This is a genomic window from Myxococcales bacterium (genome assembly GCA_016703425.1).
Taxonomy (GTDB): Bacteria; Myxococcota_A; Polyangia; order Polyangiales; family Polyangiaceae; genus JADJCA01.
The window spans coordinates 152174-170367 of the sequence record JADJCA010000031.1; the positions used below are offsets into that span (position 1 = coordinate 152174).

At 68.8% G+C, this 18194-nt stretch carries 15 protein-coding genes and 2 pseudogenes; 8 read left to right on the plus strand and 9 right to left on the minus strand.

Features of this window, described 5'->3' with window-relative positions; all coding sequences use genetic code 11:
* The first annotated feature begins 96 nt into the window (after positions 1-96).
* The gene (locus IPG50_39085; protein MBK6698149.1) at positions 97-612 is read left to right on the plus strand and encodes a peptidylprolyl isomerase; all 516 of its coding nucleotides are present in this window, start codon (positions 97-99) and stop codon (positions 610-612) included.
* Between the two features lie 125 nt (positions 613-737).
* Here the strand turns inward: IPG50_39085 and IPG50_39090 are convergent, their stop codons facing one another.
* The 3 genes from IPG50_39090 to sucC all read right to left on the minus strand — a co-directional run bounded on the left by IPG50_39090 (position 738) and on the right by sucC (position 3722).
* Positions 738-1562, minus strand: a complete 825-nt coding sequence (locus IPG50_39090; GenBank protein MBK6698150.1) for a hypothetical protein — start codon at positions 1560-1562, stop codon at positions 738-740.
* A 66-nt stretch (positions 1563-1628) separates the two neighbouring features.
* Complete coding sequence (gene sucD, locus IPG50_39095) at positions 1629-2504, minus strand: succinate--CoA ligase subunit alpha (protein MBK6698151.1); 876 nt, start codon at positions 2502-2504, stop codon at positions 1629-1631.
* 12 nt (positions 2505-2516) lie between these two features.
* Complete coding sequence (sucC, locus tag IPG50_39100) at positions 2517-3722, minus strand: ADP-forming succinate--CoA ligase subunit beta (GenBank protein MBK6698152.1); 1206 nt, start codon at positions 3720-3722, stop codon at positions 2517-2519.
* Between the two features lie 203 nt (positions 3723-3925).
* Between sucC and IPG50_39105 the strand changes: the two genes are divergently transcribed.
* The gene (locus tag IPG50_39105) at positions 3926-4471 is read left to right on the plus strand and encodes a hypothetical protein (GenBank protein ID MBK6698153.1); all 546 of its coding nucleotides are present in this window, start codon (positions 3926-3928) and stop codon (positions 4469-4471) included.
* Between the two features lie 42 nt (positions 4472-4513).
* Here the strand turns inward: IPG50_39105 and IPG50_39110 are convergent, their stop codons facing one another.
* Positions 4514-5323, minus strand: coding sequence for an SAM-dependent methyltransferase (locus IPG50_39110; GenBank protein MBK6698154.1), 810 nt, complete (start codon positions 5321-5323; stop codon positions 4514-4516).
* 57 nt (positions 5324-5380) lie between these two features.
* A complete protein-coding gene (locus IPG50_39115; protein MBK6698155.1) occupies positions 5381-6481 on the minus strand; it encodes a glycosyltransferase family 2 protein in 1101 nt (366 codons plus the stop codon).
* A 218-nt stretch (positions 6482-6699) separates the two neighbouring features.
* Between IPG50_39115 and IPG50_39120 the strand changes: the two genes are divergently transcribed.
* From IPG50_39120 to IPG50_39135, 4 genes and pseudogenes are all read left to right on the plus strand, one after another.
* Positions 6700-7062 carry a hypothetical protein gene (locus IPG50_39120; protein ID MBK6698156.1) on the plus strand — a complete coding sequence of 121 codons (363 nt, stop codon included), beginning with the start codon at positions 6700-6702 and terminating at the stop codon, positions 7060-7062.
* 87 nt (positions 7063-7149) lie between these two features.
* A pseudogene (locus tag IPG50_39125) lies at positions 7150-8270 on the plus strand (isopenicillin N synthase family oxygenase).
* Between the two features lie 9 nt (positions 8271-8279).
* Complete coding sequence (locus IPG50_39130; protein MBK6698157.1) at positions 8280-9296, plus strand: hypothetical protein; 1017 nt, start codon at positions 8280-8282, stop codon at positions 9294-9296.
* A gap of 60 nt (positions 9297-9356) precedes the next feature.
* Entirely contained in the window at positions 9357-10622 is a 1266-nt protein-coding gene (locus IPG50_39135) for a protein kinase (protein ID MBK6698158.1), read from the plus strand.
* Positions 10623-10630: 8 nt separating this feature from the next.
* Here the strand turns inward: IPG50_39135 and IPG50_39140 are convergent, their stop codons facing one another.
* Entirely contained in the window at positions 10631-11722 is a 1092-nt protein-coding gene (locus IPG50_39140) for a hypothetical protein (protein ID MBK6698159.1), read from the minus strand.
* Between the two features lie 164 nt (positions 11723-11886).
* Here IPG50_39140 and IPG50_39145 point away from each other — a divergent pair, with 164 nt between their 5' ends.
* Complete coding sequence (locus IPG50_39145) at positions 11887-13521, plus strand: serine/threonine protein kinase (GenBank protein MBK6698160.1); 1635 nt, start codon at positions 11887-11889, stop codon at positions 13519-13521.
* A 28-nt stretch (positions 13522-13549) separates the two neighbouring features.
* Positions 13550-14506: a hypothetical protein gene (locus IPG50_39150; GenBank protein MBK6698161.1), complete on the plus strand. Its 957-nt coding sequence runs from the start codon at positions 13550-13552 to the stop codon at positions 14504-14506.
* A gap of 14 nt (positions 14507-14520) precedes the next feature.
* Here the strand turns inward: IPG50_39150 and IPG50_39155 are convergent.
* From IPG50_39155 to mdh, 3 genes and pseudogenes are all read right to left on the minus strand, one after another.
* Positions 14521-16045: pseudogene (locus IPG50_39155) on the minus strand (GMC family oxidoreductase N-terminal domain-containing protein).
* 37 nt (positions 16046-16082) lie between these two features.
* Positions 16083-17024, minus strand: coding sequence for a hypothetical protein (locus tag IPG50_39160; GenBank protein ID MBK6698162.1), 942 nt, complete (start codon positions 17022-17024; stop codon positions 16083-16085).
* Between the two features lie 201 nt (positions 17025-17225).
* Positions 17226-18164 (minus strand): malate dehydrogenase, encoded by a 939-nt coding sequence (gene mdh, locus IPG50_39165; protein MBK6698163.1) that lies wholly within the window; start codon positions 18162-18164, stop codon positions 17226-17228.
* Positions 18165-18194: the final 30 nt, after the last annotated feature.

An 18194-nucleotide genomic window follows, 5' to 3' on the forward strand; every position in this document is an offset into this window, starting at 1 on the left:
TGCCGTGCCTTCGGTTACGCTCCGGCCCGCTCCGCGGCGCGACGTTTCTCGCAGACCTCGGCACGGCAAGCGCGCAGAAGCGCAAGGAAGGACACCATGGCAAACCCGACCGCCACGCTCGAAACGTCCCTCGGCAACATCGAAATCGAGCTCTTCGTCGACAAGATGCCCATCACGGCGCAGAACTTCGTCAAGCTCGCGAAGAGCGGCTTCTACGACGGCCTGCACTTCCATCGGGTCATCGAGGGCTTCATGCTCCAGTTCGGCTGCCCGCACAGCAAGGATCCGAAGAGCCCGCGCGCCGGCACCGGTGACGGTCCCGAGGGCACCATCAAAGACGAGCACCCGCCCGACGCGAAGCTCTCGAACGAAGTCGGAACGCTGTCAATGGCGAACACAGGCCGCCCCAACAGCGGGAGCTGCCAGTTCTTCATCAACGTCGCGCACAACCACTACCTCGACTGGTTCACGCCGGGCGCGTCGAAGCACCCGGTCTTCGGCAAGGTCACGGCCGGCATGGACATCGTGAAGAAGATCGAGCGCTCCCCGACCGACGCGGGGGATCGCCCGACGACGCCGGTGCGCATGAACAAGGTCACCGTTCACGAGTGAGCGCCTAGCGGTGCTGGGGAGGAGGCGCTCGCGTTTCTCGCGGGTGGTCCCCTCCCCTCCCTTCCTCCCTCTTGGCAAACGCCGGCGCCACCGGGCTCGGCCGCAGAGCGACGCAGCGGGAGCCGTCAGCTCGCCGCGGCGACCTCGATCCAGGTGTCGCGATTCGGGAGCTTGCCGCGCAGCGTGCGACGGAAGACGCGTTCGTCCCTGAGGGCAATGCCCTCGGCGTCCGTCGAGAGCTTCATGAACGACGCTTCGTCGGCGCTCTGCGTCGCCTCGTGCGCGCCGACCTTTAGCGGGCCCGTCTGGTAATCGAGCGTGTGATCGAAGCGCGCGACGTCGTGCACCTTGCCGTCGTGCACGTGCACCGTCGGAAAGAAGAGCTTCGAGGGCGCGCGCGTCTTCCAGCGAAACGCCATCGGATGGATCTTGGCCTTCTTGCCCGGCGCGAGGCGAAAGACCGCGAAGCCCCAGTCGTCGTAGCCGCCAAGCTTCTGCCAGACGCCGTCGGGCAACCGAAAGCGCGCATCGAGCCGATCCCAATCGCCCATCGTTGGCACGAACGACGCTTCGAACGAGCCCACCGCTTGCACCCGCAACACGGGCCGTGACTGCGGCGCAAAGTCGAAGCCTCCGCGACTCTTGGCGGCCGGTTCGGGCACCATGAAGAGCGTCGCGAGCCGCTCAAAGAAGTTGGCGTGGCGTTCGAGGTTGACGAACTCGAGCGCGTCCTCGCCGAGGCCGGTGGCGACCGGCACCGGCAGGATCATCGCGACGTCACCGGCGACGCTCAGCTCCAGCGAATAGGCGAGCGCTTGCGTCGCGTCATCGACAAGGCGCGCAAAGATGTTGGTGTCCGAGACGTGCACCGGCGGCGAGGCCGCGCCGCTGCCACCGAAGAGGCGAGCGAAGAACGACGCGGGGGCCGACACCGGCGAGAAGCAGCACATGGCGGCATCATCCCGCGCGAGCCTCGCGGGGTCTACCGCGGGCTCGCATGCCGGCATCGACGGTGCCTACTTCAGCATCGATTGAAGCGTCTTGCCCATGTCGCTCGGCGTCGGCGCGATCTTCGCGCCGGCCGCTTGGAGCGCAGCGATCTTGTCGGCGGCGGCGCCCTTGCCGCCGGCGATGATGGCGCCTGCGTGGCCCATGCGCTTGCCCGGCGGTGCCGTCGTGCCCGCGATGAAACACGTCACCGGCTTGTTCATCTTCTCTTTGATGAACTTCGCGGCGCGCTCCTCGGCGGCGCCGCCGATCTCGCCGATCATGATGACGCCGTGGGTGTCGGGGTCGGCTTGGAAGAGCTCGAGCACGTCCACGAAGTCCATGCCGCCGACGGGATCGCCGCCGATGCCGACGCAGCTCGATTGGCCGATGCCGAGCGCCGAGAGCTGGCCCACGGCCTCGTAGGTGAGCGTGCCGGAGCGCGAGACGACACCGATGTTTCCGGGTTTGTGAATGTGACCTGGCATGATGCCGATCTTGCAGGCGCCGGGCGTGATGACGCCGGGGCAGTTGGGGCCCACGAGGCGACGGCCCGGCAGGCCCTCGATGACGCGGCGCACCTTGATCATGTCCATCACCGGGATGCCCTCGGTGATGCAGATGACGAGGTTGCAGCCGGCGTCGAAGGCCTCGAGGATCGCGTCGGCGGCGCCCGGCGGCGGCACGAAGATGCAGCTCGTGTCAGCACCGGTCTCTTTGACGGCCTGCGCCACCGTGTTGAAGACGGGGACCTTGTTCTCGAACTTCTCGCCGCCGCGCGTCGGCGTGCAGCCGGCGACGACTTGCGTGCCGTATTCGAGCATTTGTTTCGCGTGGAACGAGCCTGCGCCGCCGGTGATTCCCTGAACGACGACCCGTGTTTCTTTTCCGACCAGGATGCTCATGGTGGTGTTCCTTCAGGCCTGTCCGGAGACGGCTTTGACGATCTTCGCTGCACCGTCGGCCATGTCGACGGCGGGGGTGATGGCGAGGCCACTGTCGGTGAGGATCTTGCGCCCGAGCTCCACGTTGGTGCCCTCGAGGCGCACGATGACGGGGACCTTGAGGCCCAGCTCCTTCGCCGCGGCGACGACGCCGGCGGCGATGACGTCGCACTTCATGATGCCGCCGAAGATGTTGACGAAGATCGCCTTCACCTTGGGGCTCTTCAGGATCATGCTGAAGGCCTTGGTGACTTGCTCTTGGTTGGCGCCGCCGCCCACGTCGAGGAAGTTCGCCGGCGCGACGCCGACCTTCTCACCGGCGTGCTTGATGATGTCCATCGTGGCCATGGCGAGGCCGGCGCCGTTCACGAGGCAGCCGACGTTGCCGTCGAGCGACACGTAGTTGAGGCCAGCCTTCTTCGCCTCGAGCTCGATGGGATCGTCCTCGTCGGCGTCGTGGAGCTCGCCCCATCCGGGGTGCCGGAAGTCGGCGTTGTCGTCGAAGTTGAGCTTCGCGTCGAGGGCCACGACGTCGCCGCCCTTGAGGATCACGAGCGGGTTGATCTCGCAGAGCGAGCAGTCCTCTTTGACGAAGAGCTCGTAGAGCGAGCCCATCAGCTTCACGAACTTGGCGACGGTCTCCTTGCCGTGTTTCTCGAGGCCGAGCGAGAAGGCGAGCTGCCGCGACTGATACGCCGAGAGGCCGACTACCGGGTCGACGTGCACCGTGATGATCTTCTCGGGCGTGTCGTGGGCGACCTTCTCGATCTCGACGCCGCCCTCCGTCGACGCCATGAAGGCGATGCGGCGGCGGTCGCGGTCGACGACAGCCCCGAGGTACAGCTCGCGCTCGATGTCGAGGCCTTGCTCGATGTAGAGCCGGCGCACCTTCTGGCCTTCGGGCCCCGTCTGGTGCGTGATGAGCTGCATGCCGAGGATCTTCTCGGCGAGGGCGCGCGCGTCGGCGGCGCCGCCCTTGGCGACCTTCACGCCGCCGCCCTTGCCGCGGCCGCCAGCGTGAATCTGCGCCTTGACCACGGTGACGTTGGAGCCGGTCTCGGCGATGAGGCGCTTGGCAGCGGCCTCCGCTTCGTCGACGGTCATGGCCGGGTAGCCCTTGGGGATCGGCATCCCGTACTTCGCGAAGATCTGTTTGCCCTGGTACTCGTGAATCTTCATGGGAGAAGGCTCCTCGCGCGCGGCGCGGCGTCGGTCTCTCGCGGCAACAAGCGCGCCGGGAGAGGCGAGGCGCGAAGCTAGCACCCCGGGCCGGCCCTCGTCACGGGGCGCGACGGCAAACGCGCCACCGCACTCGATCTGCAAATTGTGCTAAACGCGGGTCCGCTAAAAATACGCAGCGAGGCCGCTGCGCGGAGGACATCATGCGATCGATTGCTTTGGCTCTCTCTCTTGTCTCTCTCCTGGCCGTGGCCTGCGGTGGCGGCCAGCCCGAGCCCAAGGCACCCGACGCACCGACGCCGCCGTCTGCCCCTTCCGCCCCCACGGCGCCCACAGCCGCTGCACCGGCCGGCACGACGGCCGAACCGGCGGCCCCCGCCGGCGGCCCCGCCAAGGCCTTCAAGGACATGTCGCCGGCCGAGAAAAAGGCGCACATGAAGACCGTCGTCATGCCGAAGATGACGGCCGTGTTTCAAGCCTTCGACAAGAAGGAGTTCGCCGAGGTCAACTGCATGACGTGCCACGGCGCGTCGGCGAAGACCGGCAACTTCGCGATGCCCAACGCGTCGCTCCCCAAGCTGAGCCCCGCCGACATGTTCAAGAAGCACATGACGGCGAAGCCGGAGATGACGAAGTTCATGATGCAGAAGGTCGTCCCCGAAATGGCCGCCACGCTCGGCGCCAAGGCGTACGACCCGAAGACGCACGAGGGCTTCGGCTGCGGCGGTTGCCACGTCATCGAGAAGTGATGGGTCCGCGCCTCGGCTCGCGCGAGCTGATGGCGCCCGGGCCTAACGCCGGCGGGCCGTCACGAGCCACGTGACGGCGCCGTCGGTGGGCGCCTCGCACGGCGGCTCCGAGAGCCGGCCGAAGTGTGCCCGCGGGTGACCGATGTGAACGACGTCAACGTCGAACGTCTGGGCGTCGAAGAGCTCCGCGGGGTGTGCCGTCGCAAACCGCCACGCGGCACCGGCGCGCGCGAGCTCCTCGTTGTGCCGCGCCATCGAGCCCGCCCTGTCGAGCGCTGATGGCGAGGGCACATCAAAGGCAAAGACGCTGCCCGTCGCCATGAGCGCGCCGACGCGTTCGATGAAGCGAAGCGCGTCTTCTGGTGGCAGGTACATGACGAGTCCCTCGGCCAAGAGCAGCGCGGGCGCCGACGGCTCGAAGCCGGCGGCCACGAGCGGCGCCGCGAAGTCGCCCGTGATGTCGACGGCGACGGCAAGGCTCTTCGCCGCCGCGTCATCGCCGCCGAGCGTCGACCGCTTGTGCGCCAAGGTCTCGGCCGTATCGACGTCGAACCAACGGACTGCTGGCACCGCGAGGCGCGCGGGGCGCATGTCGAAGCCGCACGCGAGCGACGCAGCCGTGCGCACGCCGGCGGCGAACGCGCCGAGGGCCACGTCGTCGAAGTACCGCGTGCGCACAGCGAGCGCGAGCGCCGGACGAGGGCTACCGGTGCGCTCGAGCATGGCGCGCCCGGCGTCGCCGGCGAAGCGGTCCGCCCAAGGATCGCTGAACAGCGCGTCTGCGCGGCGGCTCTCAACGGCCCGCGCGGCGGCCGTGAGGAGCGCCGTTTGCGCAATCCGCGAGAGGCTCATCGAACCAAGGAGTAGGCGCAATCACCCGTGCACGCCAGACGTGAGCGAATCGCGTCGTTACCTGCCCTCCGCGGCGGCGCGCACCGCCTCGGGCAAGAGCTCGTAGTTCTTGCTCACGCGAGCGCGCTCCTCTGGCGGCAGGCGGCCCTCCGTCAGGAGGCGTCGCCCGAGCGCCGCGGCCACGTCGTGGCACCCTTCGTAGAACGCGGCGACCGCCAGCTCATCCAACGCGCGCCAGGCGTACACCGACTCGTCGAGAAAGAGACCGTCGTGTGGTCGCGGGATCTCCGACGCCGACTGCGCGAACACCCGCGCGAGCGCGTAGTCGCCGCCGAGGCGGCAGTAGCGCGCGAGCTCAGTGAGCGCCTCCGCTCGCGTCGGGCATGAGCGGAACGCCTTGAGGAAGGCCGCCCACACGAGATCACGCGCATGCCCCAGCTTCTCCCTGAGGAGCGCCGCCTGAAGGAGCGCGACGGTGATCTCCTCGTCCCATCCGCCCATGAGCGCCCGCCGTTCGTAGGCTGCGAGGGCCTCCACGGGCATGTCCGCGTCGCGCCAGCTCTGCGCGAGGTAGAACGCGTAGCGCGTGTTTGCCGGCTCGCGAGCCAGGGCTTCCGAGAGCACCTCGGCGTCTTTCGCGAAGCGCTCCGGATCACGCGACCGCGCGCCGCCGCCGCCGATGCGGTAGACGGGGCCTTTCAACACGACTTGTTGATGGGGCGCGTCGCAGGCGACGGCCTCGTGCACGACGCCTTCGTAGCGCCACGGCAGCGACGCCTTGAGAAGATGCGCGCGAAAGTAGGTCGTGGCTCCATACGCGACACGAAGCATGTACGCGTCGGCAGTGAGGGCGGGCATCACGAACGAAGGAGGCACGTCGAGCGTGTCGTCGGCGTCGATGACGAGGAGGTATTCGCTGTGCTCGCGCGAGAGCTCGAGGGCCTCGGTGCGGTTCGCTGCGAAATCGCGCCACGGGCGCGAGACCACCTCGCCTGGCACGCCGTCCATTGCGTGCCGGATGACGTTCATTGTCTGGTCGCTTGAACCAGTATCAACAATGAGCCAGTACGAGAGGAACGGCTTGACGGAGCGAAGGCATCGCTCGACGACGTGCGCCTCGTTCTTCACGATCATCGACAAGCCGATCGACGTCCCCATGGCGGTCAACGATACCGCGCCGCTCGCGAGGCGTCTCCGACCGCGCTACGTTGAGAGGCGTGCGGCGTCGCTCCCTCGTTCCGTCCCTAGTGTTCTTGCTCGTCGCCGTCGCCGCCTGCGGCGACGACCCGGCCGTCGACTTCGAGGCCGCTCCCGACGCGGCCGCTGCCGACGCCACCTCCTCGAGCCCCACGAGCGACGACGCGGGCGCCGCGGCCCTGCCGACCACCGACGCGGCGGCGACGACCAAGCCCACCGACGCGGCCGCGGATGCTGCGCCGGTGCCCACATTCTCGGGGGAAGCGACCTACTACGCCGCCGACGGCACCGGCGCATGCGGCTTTTCCGCGAGCGCGAACCTCATGGTCGCCGCCATGAACAAGGCGCAATACCAGAAGAGCGTTTGCGGCAAATGCGTCCGCGTGAAGGGCCCCAAGGGCGAGGTCACGGTCCGCATCGTCGACCTATGCCCCGGCTGCAAGCAGGGCGACTTGGATCTCAGCGAAGAGGCCTTCACGCAAATCGCCTCGCTGAGCGCTGGCCGCGTGAAGATCAGCTGGTCCTTCGTCACGTGCCCGTAGTCGGCAGGCGCGCCGCTTAATCGCGCAAACGTTGCACGACGGCCGCCGCTTCCGGCGCCGCGAAACGATGCTAGAAGCGTCGTCGACATGACCGACTTGGCCATTCCCTCTGTCGACCTCGACGACCTCGCCTCCACCGACTTGGCGCGACGCAAGCGCGCAGCCGAGGCGCTCCGCACGGCCTTCGCTCAATACGGTCTTGTGTACGTCTTCGGTCACGGCATCGACGGGGCCAAGCTGCGCGAGCTCTACGACGCCTTCCGCGCCTTCGTGGCTCGGCCGGAGGCGGACAAGCGCCCTTACGCGCGCGCCGATCTCTGGTTCCAGCGCGGCTGGACCCCGCCCAACACGGAGACCGCCGTCGCCGGCGGCGGGCAACCGGATTTCAAGGAGTGCTACTTCGCGACGCCCTTTGATCCCGACCCGATGCTCAAGGCCGACTATCCGGAAATCTACCCGGACAACGTGTGGCCTGAGCCGGAGCCAGCGGGCTTTCGCGAAGGCACGCTTTGGTTGGGCAAGCGCCTCCACGACATCGGGCTAACGCTCCTTCGCGGCGCTGCAGTGGCGCTCTCCTTGCCGGAGGGCACCTTCGTCGACGTCTGCGATCGCGCCGCTCACGTGACGCGCCTCTTGCACTACCTCCCGCTCAGCGACGCGCAGGTCGGCAAGGGCATCCTGTGGGGCGAAGAGCACACCGACTTCAACCTGCTCACGCTCTTGCCGGGCGGGCAGTTCTACGATCCTCAAGGCTTGGCAGCGCGCAAGCCCGACGACGCGAGCGGCCTGTTCTTGCGTACGCGCGCAACCAAGGAGCATCCCACCGGCATCAAGGTTCCGGGGCGGCCGCCGGAGGGCGCCATCGTGGCGCAGGTCGGCCAAGAGCTCGAGATCTTGACCGGCGGCGCGTTCCTCGCGACGCCCCACGTCATCACGGCACCCAACGCACCTCGGTGGACGCGCGCCTATCGGCGGCCCACTTCATTCACGTGCAAGGCAACGCGACGCTCTATCCGCTCGAACCGTTCCGCACGCCCGAGGCGGTCCGCGCTTATCGGCCGCCGGTGCTCGCCGGGACCTACAGCTTGAAGACGCTCGTCGACATCGGCCTCGCTCCAAAGTCCGCACTCGACAAGCTCGGCTACCGCCACTACGACCGCCTCGATGAAATGCGCGAAGTCGAGCGGGGCACGTCCAAGCCGCGCTGAGCGGCGGCCGTGAGCCTCGCGGTCCGACGGGGCGCGCGCTTCACGTGCCACGGCGACGGCGTCTGCTGCTCTGACGTTCACGCGCTCGGACCGCTGTCGTTCAAAGAGCGCGCCCGCGTCGCTGGCGTCGCCAAAGAGAGCGTCACCACGCACCCGCGATTGGGCCTGCCGGTGCTCGCGACCCGGGATGCGTACTGCACGTATTTCGAGGGCGACCGCGGGTGCGCCCTTCACCGCGAGCGCGGCGCCGCGTTCAAGCCGCTCGCGTGCCGGCGGTTCCCCTTCTCCGTCGTCGCCACGCCAAAGGGGCGCAGGCTCGCGACGGCACACCGGTGCCCCTGCCGCAGCGTCGGCGAACGAGCCCTGCTCGAGGGCGCGCCGCTCCTTCGCGACCTCCGGGGCGCCAAGGCCGATCTTCACGTCGCGGGCCGCGTCGCCCTCACGAAGCGGAGGCGCGTGGGCTTTGACCGTTACGCGATGCTTGAGGCGCCGCTGCTCGATCGCTTGCTCGGCGGCTCGCTCGCCGCGTCTTCGGCGATGGATGCGCCGCTGCCGGAGCCGGCCTTTGCAGTCCTCTCCGACGTCGCCTTGGCGCATCGCTCGATGGTCGACGGAACCTCAAGTGGTGCGGCGATGGCGTGGTTTGGTGACGCGCTACTCGCCGAAGCGACGGGCACGCGCGTGGCGGCTCGCCAGAGCCCGTTCGCCAGAGGCTTCGATCGCGCCGAGCGCCGGTCGCCCAGCGGCAACGCCGGCGACGCCTTCGGCGACTTTGCGGCCGACGTCGTCTTCGGCCTCTCGTGGACCGAAGAAAGCTCGCTCGGCGAACTGCTCGTCCGGCTGGAGATCGCCCTCAGGTGCGCGAGGCGCCTCGCGGCACGGTCTCCGCGCCGCGAAGACGTCGCGCTGGCGGAGGCCGTCGCCGTGGTGGAGGTGGCGATGAGCGGCCCCTTCGGGCACATCGCCTTCAAGGCCGAAGACGAAGCGGCGGCCCTCGTTCGCCACAACGTGGTGCCGCGCCGGTAGCGATCGGTCGCCTAACGCGCATCGACCGGCGCGCGTTCGTTTCTTAAGGACGGCCCCCACGTGCCGTTCTCATCCACAGTGGAAGTCTCGAGCGTGCCGCCCCAGTCGTCCGACGTGGTGATCACCGACCCGCAGCCGGTCCTCGTCGCGGACCGCTATGAGCTGATGCGTGAAGCGGGGCGCGGCGGCATGTGTGTCGTCCATGAGGCGCGCCATCGTTACACGGGGCGGCTCGTCGCGGTAAAACGACTCTTGCCCGCCTTCGCACGCAAAGCGGAGATGCGCGCGCGCCTCATCCAAGAGGCCGTCGCGCTGGGGCTCGTTCGGCACCCGGGCGTCGTCGACATTTTGGACGCCGGCGAGAGCGGCGGTGGACCCTACATCGTGATGGAGATGCTCGCGGGCCGCACCGTAGAAGGACTCTTGGCGGCCCGCGGCGCGCTGCCGCTCGCCGACGCGCTCGCCATCGGAAAGCGCGCAGCGTCGGCTGTCGCGGCGGTGCACGACGCAGGCATCATTCACCGCGACATCAAGCCCGGCAACTTGGTGGTCCTTCAGTGCCCCGAGACGCACAAGAAGCGCCTCAAGCTCATCGACTTTGGCATCGCACGCCTTCCCGAGTCAGCGGTCGTCGGCGAGCGCCTCTCGCGTGCCTCTACGGTGCTCGGCACGCCGGAGTACTTGCCGCTCGAGCTCCTGACCGCGTCGGGGCTCGTCACGCCGGCAGCCGATGTCTATGCGCTCGGTGTGACGCTCTACGAGTGCCTGACGGGCGTCGTGCCCTTCGCCGGCTCTTACGGCGAGGTCCTCCGCCAGGCGGCGATGACGGAAGCGCGGCCGGTGCGCGACCTGCGTCCCGAAGTGCCGCGCGGCGTCGAGGACGTGGTCATGAGGGCGCTCGCGCGAGACCCGGGCGCGCGCTTCGAGGACGCCGGCGAGTTCCGCGACGCGCTCCAAGAGGCCTCCGAACAGGTCACCTCGACGCCGCCGCCGCTTCCCAGTCGCGACGGCTCGCCGCGGCGCCACGCCCGCGTCCCCTACATGACGCCGGTGCGCGTGCGCTTCGAGCAGGGGTTGCTCGAGGGCCGCAGCGAGGATCTCTCCGAGTCAGGGCTGCTGGTGCTGATGCCCATTCCGCTGCCCGAGGGCACGGAGGTCCATGTTCGCTTCGCCCTGCCGATCACCGGGGAGATCGCCGTTTGCCGCGGCGTGGTCCGATGGGTGAAGCCGCGCGAGGCGCGCACGTCGGCCGTCGGCCTGGAGCTCCTCGACATCCCGGCGCGCATGAAGGCGATCATCGCCGACTACGTGCGCGCCGGCGAGTGACACGCCGCTCAGTTCTTGAGCGGCGCCATGTTGAAGATGGTCGAGTGGCCGCTGCGGATGAGGGCCGCGTAGACGCCGACGCGCTCGCGCGTCGACTGGCGCGTGGCGGTCACCGAGAGCGACGCGAGCCCCGTAGGTCCGGCATCGAGGTTGAGGTAGCCGGTGTCGCCTTCCGTGGACGTCTCGCCCTGATTGGTGTTCGGCAGCCCCTGGGCGTCCGTGTAGAAGACCTGGCTCGTAGGGCCGATACCGCCCGCCAAGGTGATGGCGACGCCGGCCGCCGCCCTGTCGGCGCAATCACGCGCCGACACGGCGAGGTGCCCTGCGTTGGGGTCAAAAGCGAGCCCGATGGCGGCCGTCAAACTTCGAAGCGTGTTCTCGCTGAAAGAGACCGTGGAGTTGCTCGGAGGGATACTGCTCGCCGGGTCATCGCTCGTCGACGGAGGCGGCACAAGCATCTCGATGCCCGGCATCAGGTCGGGTGGGAGGCCCACGATGGCCTCACCCGAGGTGCCGAGGCGCACCGCGCACCGCTCTTGCGACTTGCCCTCCGCCGCCTCCTTGGCGGCGAGCTCCTGAAAGCACTGCCGCACCTTCGGTGACCAGGCCGTCGCTCCGTCCTGGAGCTGGGGCCGCGGCGGTGTCAAGAGCAGGTAGCCCTCGAAGCCGACGTAGACCGCCGTGAGGTTGAAGTAGCCGTCGCAATCGGATCGCGCAGTCTCAACGGGGCTCAGACACGCGACGTCGCGTTGCGAGCAGAGCTTGACGCCCATGTCCGGGACCGGGCGCTTGTGCTCGCAGTCGTCCTGGCTGTAGACGACGTAGCGATTGCGCCTAATGAGCAGCTTCGAGCGGTCCTCCAGCGGCTTTCCGGGCGGGTTCGCGAGGCACGCCCACGGCTCACCGCCGTCGGTCGCCGCATCGCCGAGACCCGCGTCGGCCGGGACGCGGCAGACGCTCTCCACGCAGACGAGGTTCGCGCCGCCCTTCGCTACGCAGTCGGCGTTGGACGCGCACTGCTTCTTGTCGGTGACGAGGATCACCTGACACCCGACGAGGAAGAGCGCCGACAACACGGCTGCGCTTCGAGGCCGACTCATGACCGCAAAGTGTAGGGCGATCACGGGGCGAGGTGGAGCTTTTCGGGGGCCCGTCGACACCGAGGGGGCTCTCTCGGACCGATCGGGTATCATCGGCCCACGATGGCTGTGGGACTTGGGGCCGCCGGAAATATCCGCCGCCGCGAGGCATTGGGGACCCGCTGATGGAGTTTCCGGGCTTCCGTGTCCTCGGCGTCCTTGGTCATGGCGGCATGGGCAAGGTCTACCTGGCGTCCTCCGAGAAGCAGCCGGGCTTCACGAAGCTGCTCGTGATCAAGGCGCTCAAGGAGGACCTGCGCGACGAGACCGCGCTCACCGCGATGTTCGTGCAGGAGGCGCGCATCGCGGCGCGGCTGAACCACGCGAACGTCGTCCAAACTTACGAGGTCGGAACCGCCGACGGACTGCCTTACCTGACGATGGAGTTTCTTGAGGGCCAGTCCCTCTACAGCGCCGCGAAGCGCCTCGGCGCAAAGTTCCCCCTCGCGCTGCAAGCGCGCATCTTCGCGGACGTCCTGTGCGGGCTTCACTACGCCCACGAGCTGGCCGACTTCGACGGGCGCCCGCTCGGCATCGTTCATCGCGACGTGAGCCCCCACAACGTGTTTTTGACCTACGACGGCGCCGTGAAGGTCCTGGACTTCGGCATCGCCAAGGTCGCAAGCGCGCCGAGCCAGACCAGCTCCGGCATGATGAAGGGCAAGATCGGCTACATGGCCCCGGAGCAGGCGCTCGGCGGCAGCGTCGACCGCCGCGCCGACGTGTTCTCGGTCGGCGTCATGATGTGGGAGGCGCTCGCGGGGCGGCGCCTCGTCGAGCCGGGCACCCACGAGGTGGCGGCGCTGGCGGCGCGGCTCGCGGACGAGATCCCCAACCTCCGAGAGGCGGCGCCGGAGGCGCCGGCGGAGCTCGTCGCCATCGCCACGAAGGCGCTCGCGTACGACCCCCGAGAGCGATTCGCCACGGCGGAAGAGATGCAGCTCGCCCTCGAAGAATACTTGCGCTCCGCAAGCAATCCTCAGCCACGCGACGTGGGTCGCGTGCTTCGCGAGGTCTTTGAGGGTGAGCACCAGAAGCTCAAGAAGACCATCGCGGCGCAGCTGTCCCAGCCCAACGGCGCGATGCCGTTCTCGACGCCCGCGAGCCCCGGCACGCCGACGCCCGAGGGCGACGACCGCGAGGACTCACCGTCCGCCGTCGCCCGCGATCACTCGGCCAACCGCGCCAACCGGCGCGGCGCCTTCATCGTGACGGTCGCCGTGACGTTCACGGTCGCCGCGAGCGCGGCGGCCACGTTCTTCCTGGCCAAGGGCGTCAGCGACACGGCCCGTGAGGCGGCCCCGGCGATTCCACCGGCTTCGGCGAGCGCCCCGCCCGCAAGTGCGCCGGCGCCTTCCGCGGTTGCGCCACCGTCCGCCGCTGCACCACCTCCCGCGTCGGCCGAGACGCCGAAGGCTCCGGCGACGGTCCGCATTGCCCTCGTCGTCGAACCACCGAGCGCCGCGCTCCTGCTCGACGGGGCGCCCATCGCCGCCGGCGAGCTCGTGCGCCCCCTCGACGCCACGACGCGCCACTCACTTACGGCGAGCGCGCCCGGTCGCCGAAGCACGACCCGCGAGGTGCTCTTTGATCGCGACCAGACCGTCGCCATCGAGCTCGCGGACCGGCGCACGCCGGGACCACGTCCCCGCGGGTCCTCTACCCCCATCACGACGGCGACCGCCGCGAGCAGCGCCCCCGCGTTCGAAGAGGGCGTGAAGCGAACGCCGCGAGACATCGACACCAGGATCCCGTTCTGATGGTGATCCCTCTTCGTCGGAGAGCAACATGAATCGCGCAACGTGGACGGTGGCTGGCTTCGCTCTCGCGTGCTCCGTTTCATCGGTGGCCCACGCCGAAGGGGACGACGGCAAACGCACGGAGGAGGCGCGCGGTCGCTTTCAGCGCGGCGTCGACCTCTACAAGGACGGCGACTACCGCGCCGCGATCATCGAATTTCGGCGCGCCTACGAGCTCGTCCAGAACTGGCGCATTCACTACAACATCGCCCAGTCGTGTGCCGAAGTGCAGGACTACCCCTGCGCGAAGCGCGAACTTGAGGCCTACCTCGCGCAGGGCGGAGCGGAGATCCCCGAAGAGCGTCGGGCGACCGCCACCGCCGAACTGCGGCGGGCGTCGGCGCGCATCGCCCTTTTGACGGTGAAGGTGAACCGCTCGAACGCCGAAATATTTGTCGACGAGCAGAGCGTAGCGATGGGCACCACGCGCGAGGCCACAGCCGTTAGCGCCGGACGACGCCGCGTCGCCGCAACGCTTCCGGGCGGACAAACGGTCGCGAAGGTTGTCGACATCGCGGGCGGTGATGCGCTCACTGTGAACTTGGACTTCGTCGACGCGGCGCCGGCCCCGGCGCCGGCGGTGGGCACCGTCGACAAGCGTCCCGCCAACTGGACGCCGGTCTACATAGGCCTCGGCATCACCGGCGTCTTTGTGGGGGCCACGGCGGTCACCGGCGTTCTCGCGTTGGGCGCCAAGGACGAGCTCGACAAGGCCATCGACAAGGTCCCAGGCTCGGAGGCGGACATCGAAGACAGTCGCTCGCGAACCCGCACGCTGGCGCTCGTGACCGATGTGCTCGGTGGCGCCGCCGCGGTAGCGGCCGGCGTCACGCTGTACCTCGTGGCGACGCGCGGCTCAGGCTCGCCTCCGGCCGCGCAGAGCGGGGCCGCGTCCCTCGCCGTCACCGCCGGGCCGAGCAGCCTCGGTCTGAAGGGACGCTTTTAGCAACGCACCTCGACCTAGCACTCGCGCAGCCACTCGCCGATGCGCTCGCCGATCATGAGCGTCGCGAGGTGTGTGTTTGCGCTCGGGATGGTGGGCATCAGGCTGGCATCGGCGACGTAGAGGCCTTCTATGCCGCGCACGCGACCGCGGCCGTCGGTCACGGCGGTCGGATCGTCGTCGGCGCCCATCGGTGCTGTCCCCGACGGGTGATAGCCCGAGCCCGTCATCCGAGACAACGGGCGGAGCAGCGCGCCGCTCGAGTCCCACGGGGCGCGCCTTGGGTACCGGGCCGCGCGCGAGTGCCGTGATCGCCCTTGTGCGAGACAGCTGCCAGATGACGCGCATCGCCTCGGTCACGCGCGCCACGTCATCGGAGCTTTCGAGGAGCCTCGTCTCAATGCGCGGCGCATCGGCCACCCTCGGCGACAAGAACGCGAGGCGCCCGACGGAGCGCGGCTTGCCGAGGCACACGGCGAGCGTCACGCCGGGCAGCTCGGTCCACGGAAGCGGCACGAACGACCCGGGCTGAAGCTGCACATCGTTGGGACACGCGCTCCCAGCGGACGTGAGCCGGCAGACCGTCTGGATCAGAGGGTCGGTCACCCTTGAGAAGCCTCGATGCCTCGGCGAAAAGAAGATCGCCGACCCCGGGTGATCGAGCAGCCGGCGCGCCCCGCCCGGCACCTCCAGCACGAGCTCGACGCCCAGGCGCGCGACGTCCCGCGAAGGCCCGATGCCCGAACGAAGCAAGATGCCCGGCGTCGCGATGGCGCCCGCCGACAGCACAACGCGGTCGGCCGCCACATCGAGCACGCGCCCGAATCGCTCCACCTCGACCTTCTGCACACGACGGTTTCGAAACACGACGCGACGCACGAGGGCGCGGGACACGAGGGTCAGGTTCTGCCTCGCTCGCACCGCGGGGGTTAGGTACGCGCGCGCCGCGCCGACGCGAACGCCATCGACTTTGTTCATCGCGTGAGGCCCCGCGCCGGTCGTCGTCGGATCGTTCGTGTCGGGGCACGACGGCATGCCGAGCTCGGCGCATGCCTCGAGGAACGCCGCCTGCCACGGCACAAGCTCGCTCGCGGCATGGCGACGAATGGGCACGGGCCCGGTCTTGCCGTGCCAAGGTTCGCCGAAGTCGAGATCCTGCTCGAGCTTCTTGAAGTACGGCAGGCACCGCTCGAAGGACCACTCGGGAAGGCCTCGCGATGCCCACTCGCCATAGTCGTATGGCTGACCGCGGAGCGCGATGCACGTGTTGACGGCCGACGAGCCCCCGACGACGCGGCCCCGCGGAAAGGGCTGATCGATGAGGCGACCGAGGCCACCATCGGTCGCGCGGTACCGATAGCCCCAGTCGTGCCGCTCCATCGAGTTGCGCGTCCCGTCGACGAGATCGGCGGGAAGCGCATCCGCGCCGGCGTAGTCGGGCCCCGCTTCAAGCAAGACGACGTCGTCGTGCGCCGGATCTTCGCTGAGCCGAGCGGCGATGACCGCGCCGGCGGCCCCGGCGCCCACGACGATGGTTCTCATGCGCGTCGGGCAACGTCGCCCCGAGCGCGCGCCCCGGTCAAGGGGTGATGCGGTACGTCATGCCCGCCACGCGGCCCGCCAAGAGCGGGACCTTGCCCGTGTCGTTGAAGGGCCGGGTGATGGCGACGATCTGGCAACCGGTCTTCGTGCCCGACAGGACGATGGGCGCGCCCGGCGTGATGCCCTCGATGCTCACAAAGCTGAGCGCCGTTGACGTTCCGGTCACGGTGGCCGTGGCCCCTGCCTTGATGGAAATCGCCGTCCCGGTGAACTCGAGGTAGTTGACGACCGCCTCAGCGTGGCCGGGCACCGTCACTACGAAGCCGCTCGCGACGTCGCACGGCGTGGTCTGGCCGATCGAGGTGATCTTCGCCACGATGTGCGACTTCGTCACGTTGAAGCCAGGGAGCAGATCGCTCACGGTGATCGAGCCAAAGGTCCCGGCCTTCGGTGCCAAGTACGAGTCTTCGTCGTCACCGGTGCCGGCGAAGTTGAAGTTCAAGACCTGCGACGCGCCGGGGTAGTACTTCGTCGTCTCCGTCGGGTCGGTCGTGACCACGAAGTCCTTGCTCGACGGCGCGTCGACCATGGCCCGTGTGCCATCGGTGTAGCTCGCGGCGGCGGTGCCGGCGCAGCCGGTAAACTCCGCTTTCATCGTCCCGGCGCCCGTGGAGTTCGTCGTGAGGATGTTGAGAGCCTTCGGCCGCGCCTTGCTGTCGGTGGTGCAGCTCACGGCCGGCGCATCGGCGGCGGAGTCCGACGCGGTCGCGTCGGGCGTGCTCGTGTCGGTCGCCGTCGCGCTGTCCGTGCTGGTGCTGCCGTCGGCGGCGGTCGCCGTGTCGGTCCCCGAAGCCGCGTCCGTCGACGTCCCGCCGTCAGCGCTCGGCGTCGGCGCGGCCGGCTCACTGTCGCTGCTGCAAGCTCCAAACACCATGGCCGCGCTAACGCACAGGCTCACGCCCCACCCGATGGATTTCATGCTTCGACTCCGTTAGTCCCGCAGGAAAGTCCCGCGCCGGACGAACCCACCCTCTTCTCATCGCCCGCGTGGGTGGCCCATCGCATGCCTATGCGGGGCGCTTAAACACGCGGCGCCGCCGCCTTCCATTCTGAAGGCAGGCGGCGCGCATTGGCAGGCCGGCGGCCGCGGTGGCGGCCCTTGTCGGCTCAGCCGTTCGTGTCAGCCCTTCTTGCAGATGTCGACGACGGCTTGCACGGAGGCCGCGCTCTTCTTGAGCATGCCCTTCTCTTCTTCCGTGAGCGGGATCTCGATGATCTTCTCGACGCCCTTGCCGCCGATGACCGCCGGAACGCCCATGAAGAGGTCGGTGTAGCCGTATTCGCCTTCGAGGTAGCTCGCGCAGGCGAGGAGGCGCTTCTGGTCGAGGAGGTACGCCTCGGCCATCGCGACAGCGGCGCTCGCCGGCGCGTAGTAGGCGCTCGTGCCCATGAGGTTCACGATCTCGCCGCCGCCCTTGCGGGTGCGCTCGACGATGGAGTTGAGCTTCTCCTTGCCGATGAGCGTCGAGGCGGGAACGCCGTTGATGGTCGTCATCGAGAGGACCGGCACCATGTCGTCGCCGTGACCGCCGAGGACCATGGCGCGGACGTCTTTCACGCTGACGTTGGCCTCACGAGACAAGAAGAGCTGGAAGCGCGCCGAGTCGAGGACGCCGGCCATGCCCGCGACCATGCCCTTGGGGCAGCCGGTCACGCGCTTGTACTCGTAGACCATCGCGTCGAGCGGGTTCGAGATGACGATGACGAAGGCGTTCGGGCAGTGCTTCTTCGCGTTGTTGGCGACGTCGCGGATGATCGGCAAGTTCGACGCCACGAGGTCGTCGCGCGACTGGCCCGGCTTGCGCGGGATGCCGGCCGTGACGATGAGGACGTCGGCGCCTTCGAGGTCGGCCCAGTTCGACGTGCCGCGGATATGCGAGTCGTAGCCGAGGACGGAGCCGTTTTGTTCGAGGTCGAGGGCCTTGCCCTTGGCGAAGTTTTCCTTGGCCGCGATGTCGAAGAGCCAAACGTCGCCGAGCTCCTTGTTCGCGCAGAGGCGCGCGAGCTCGCCGCCGATGTTGCCAGCGCCAATGAGACCAATCTTCTTCTTCGTGGGCATGGGGGAAACCTCTCGAGTGGGGGCACCCTT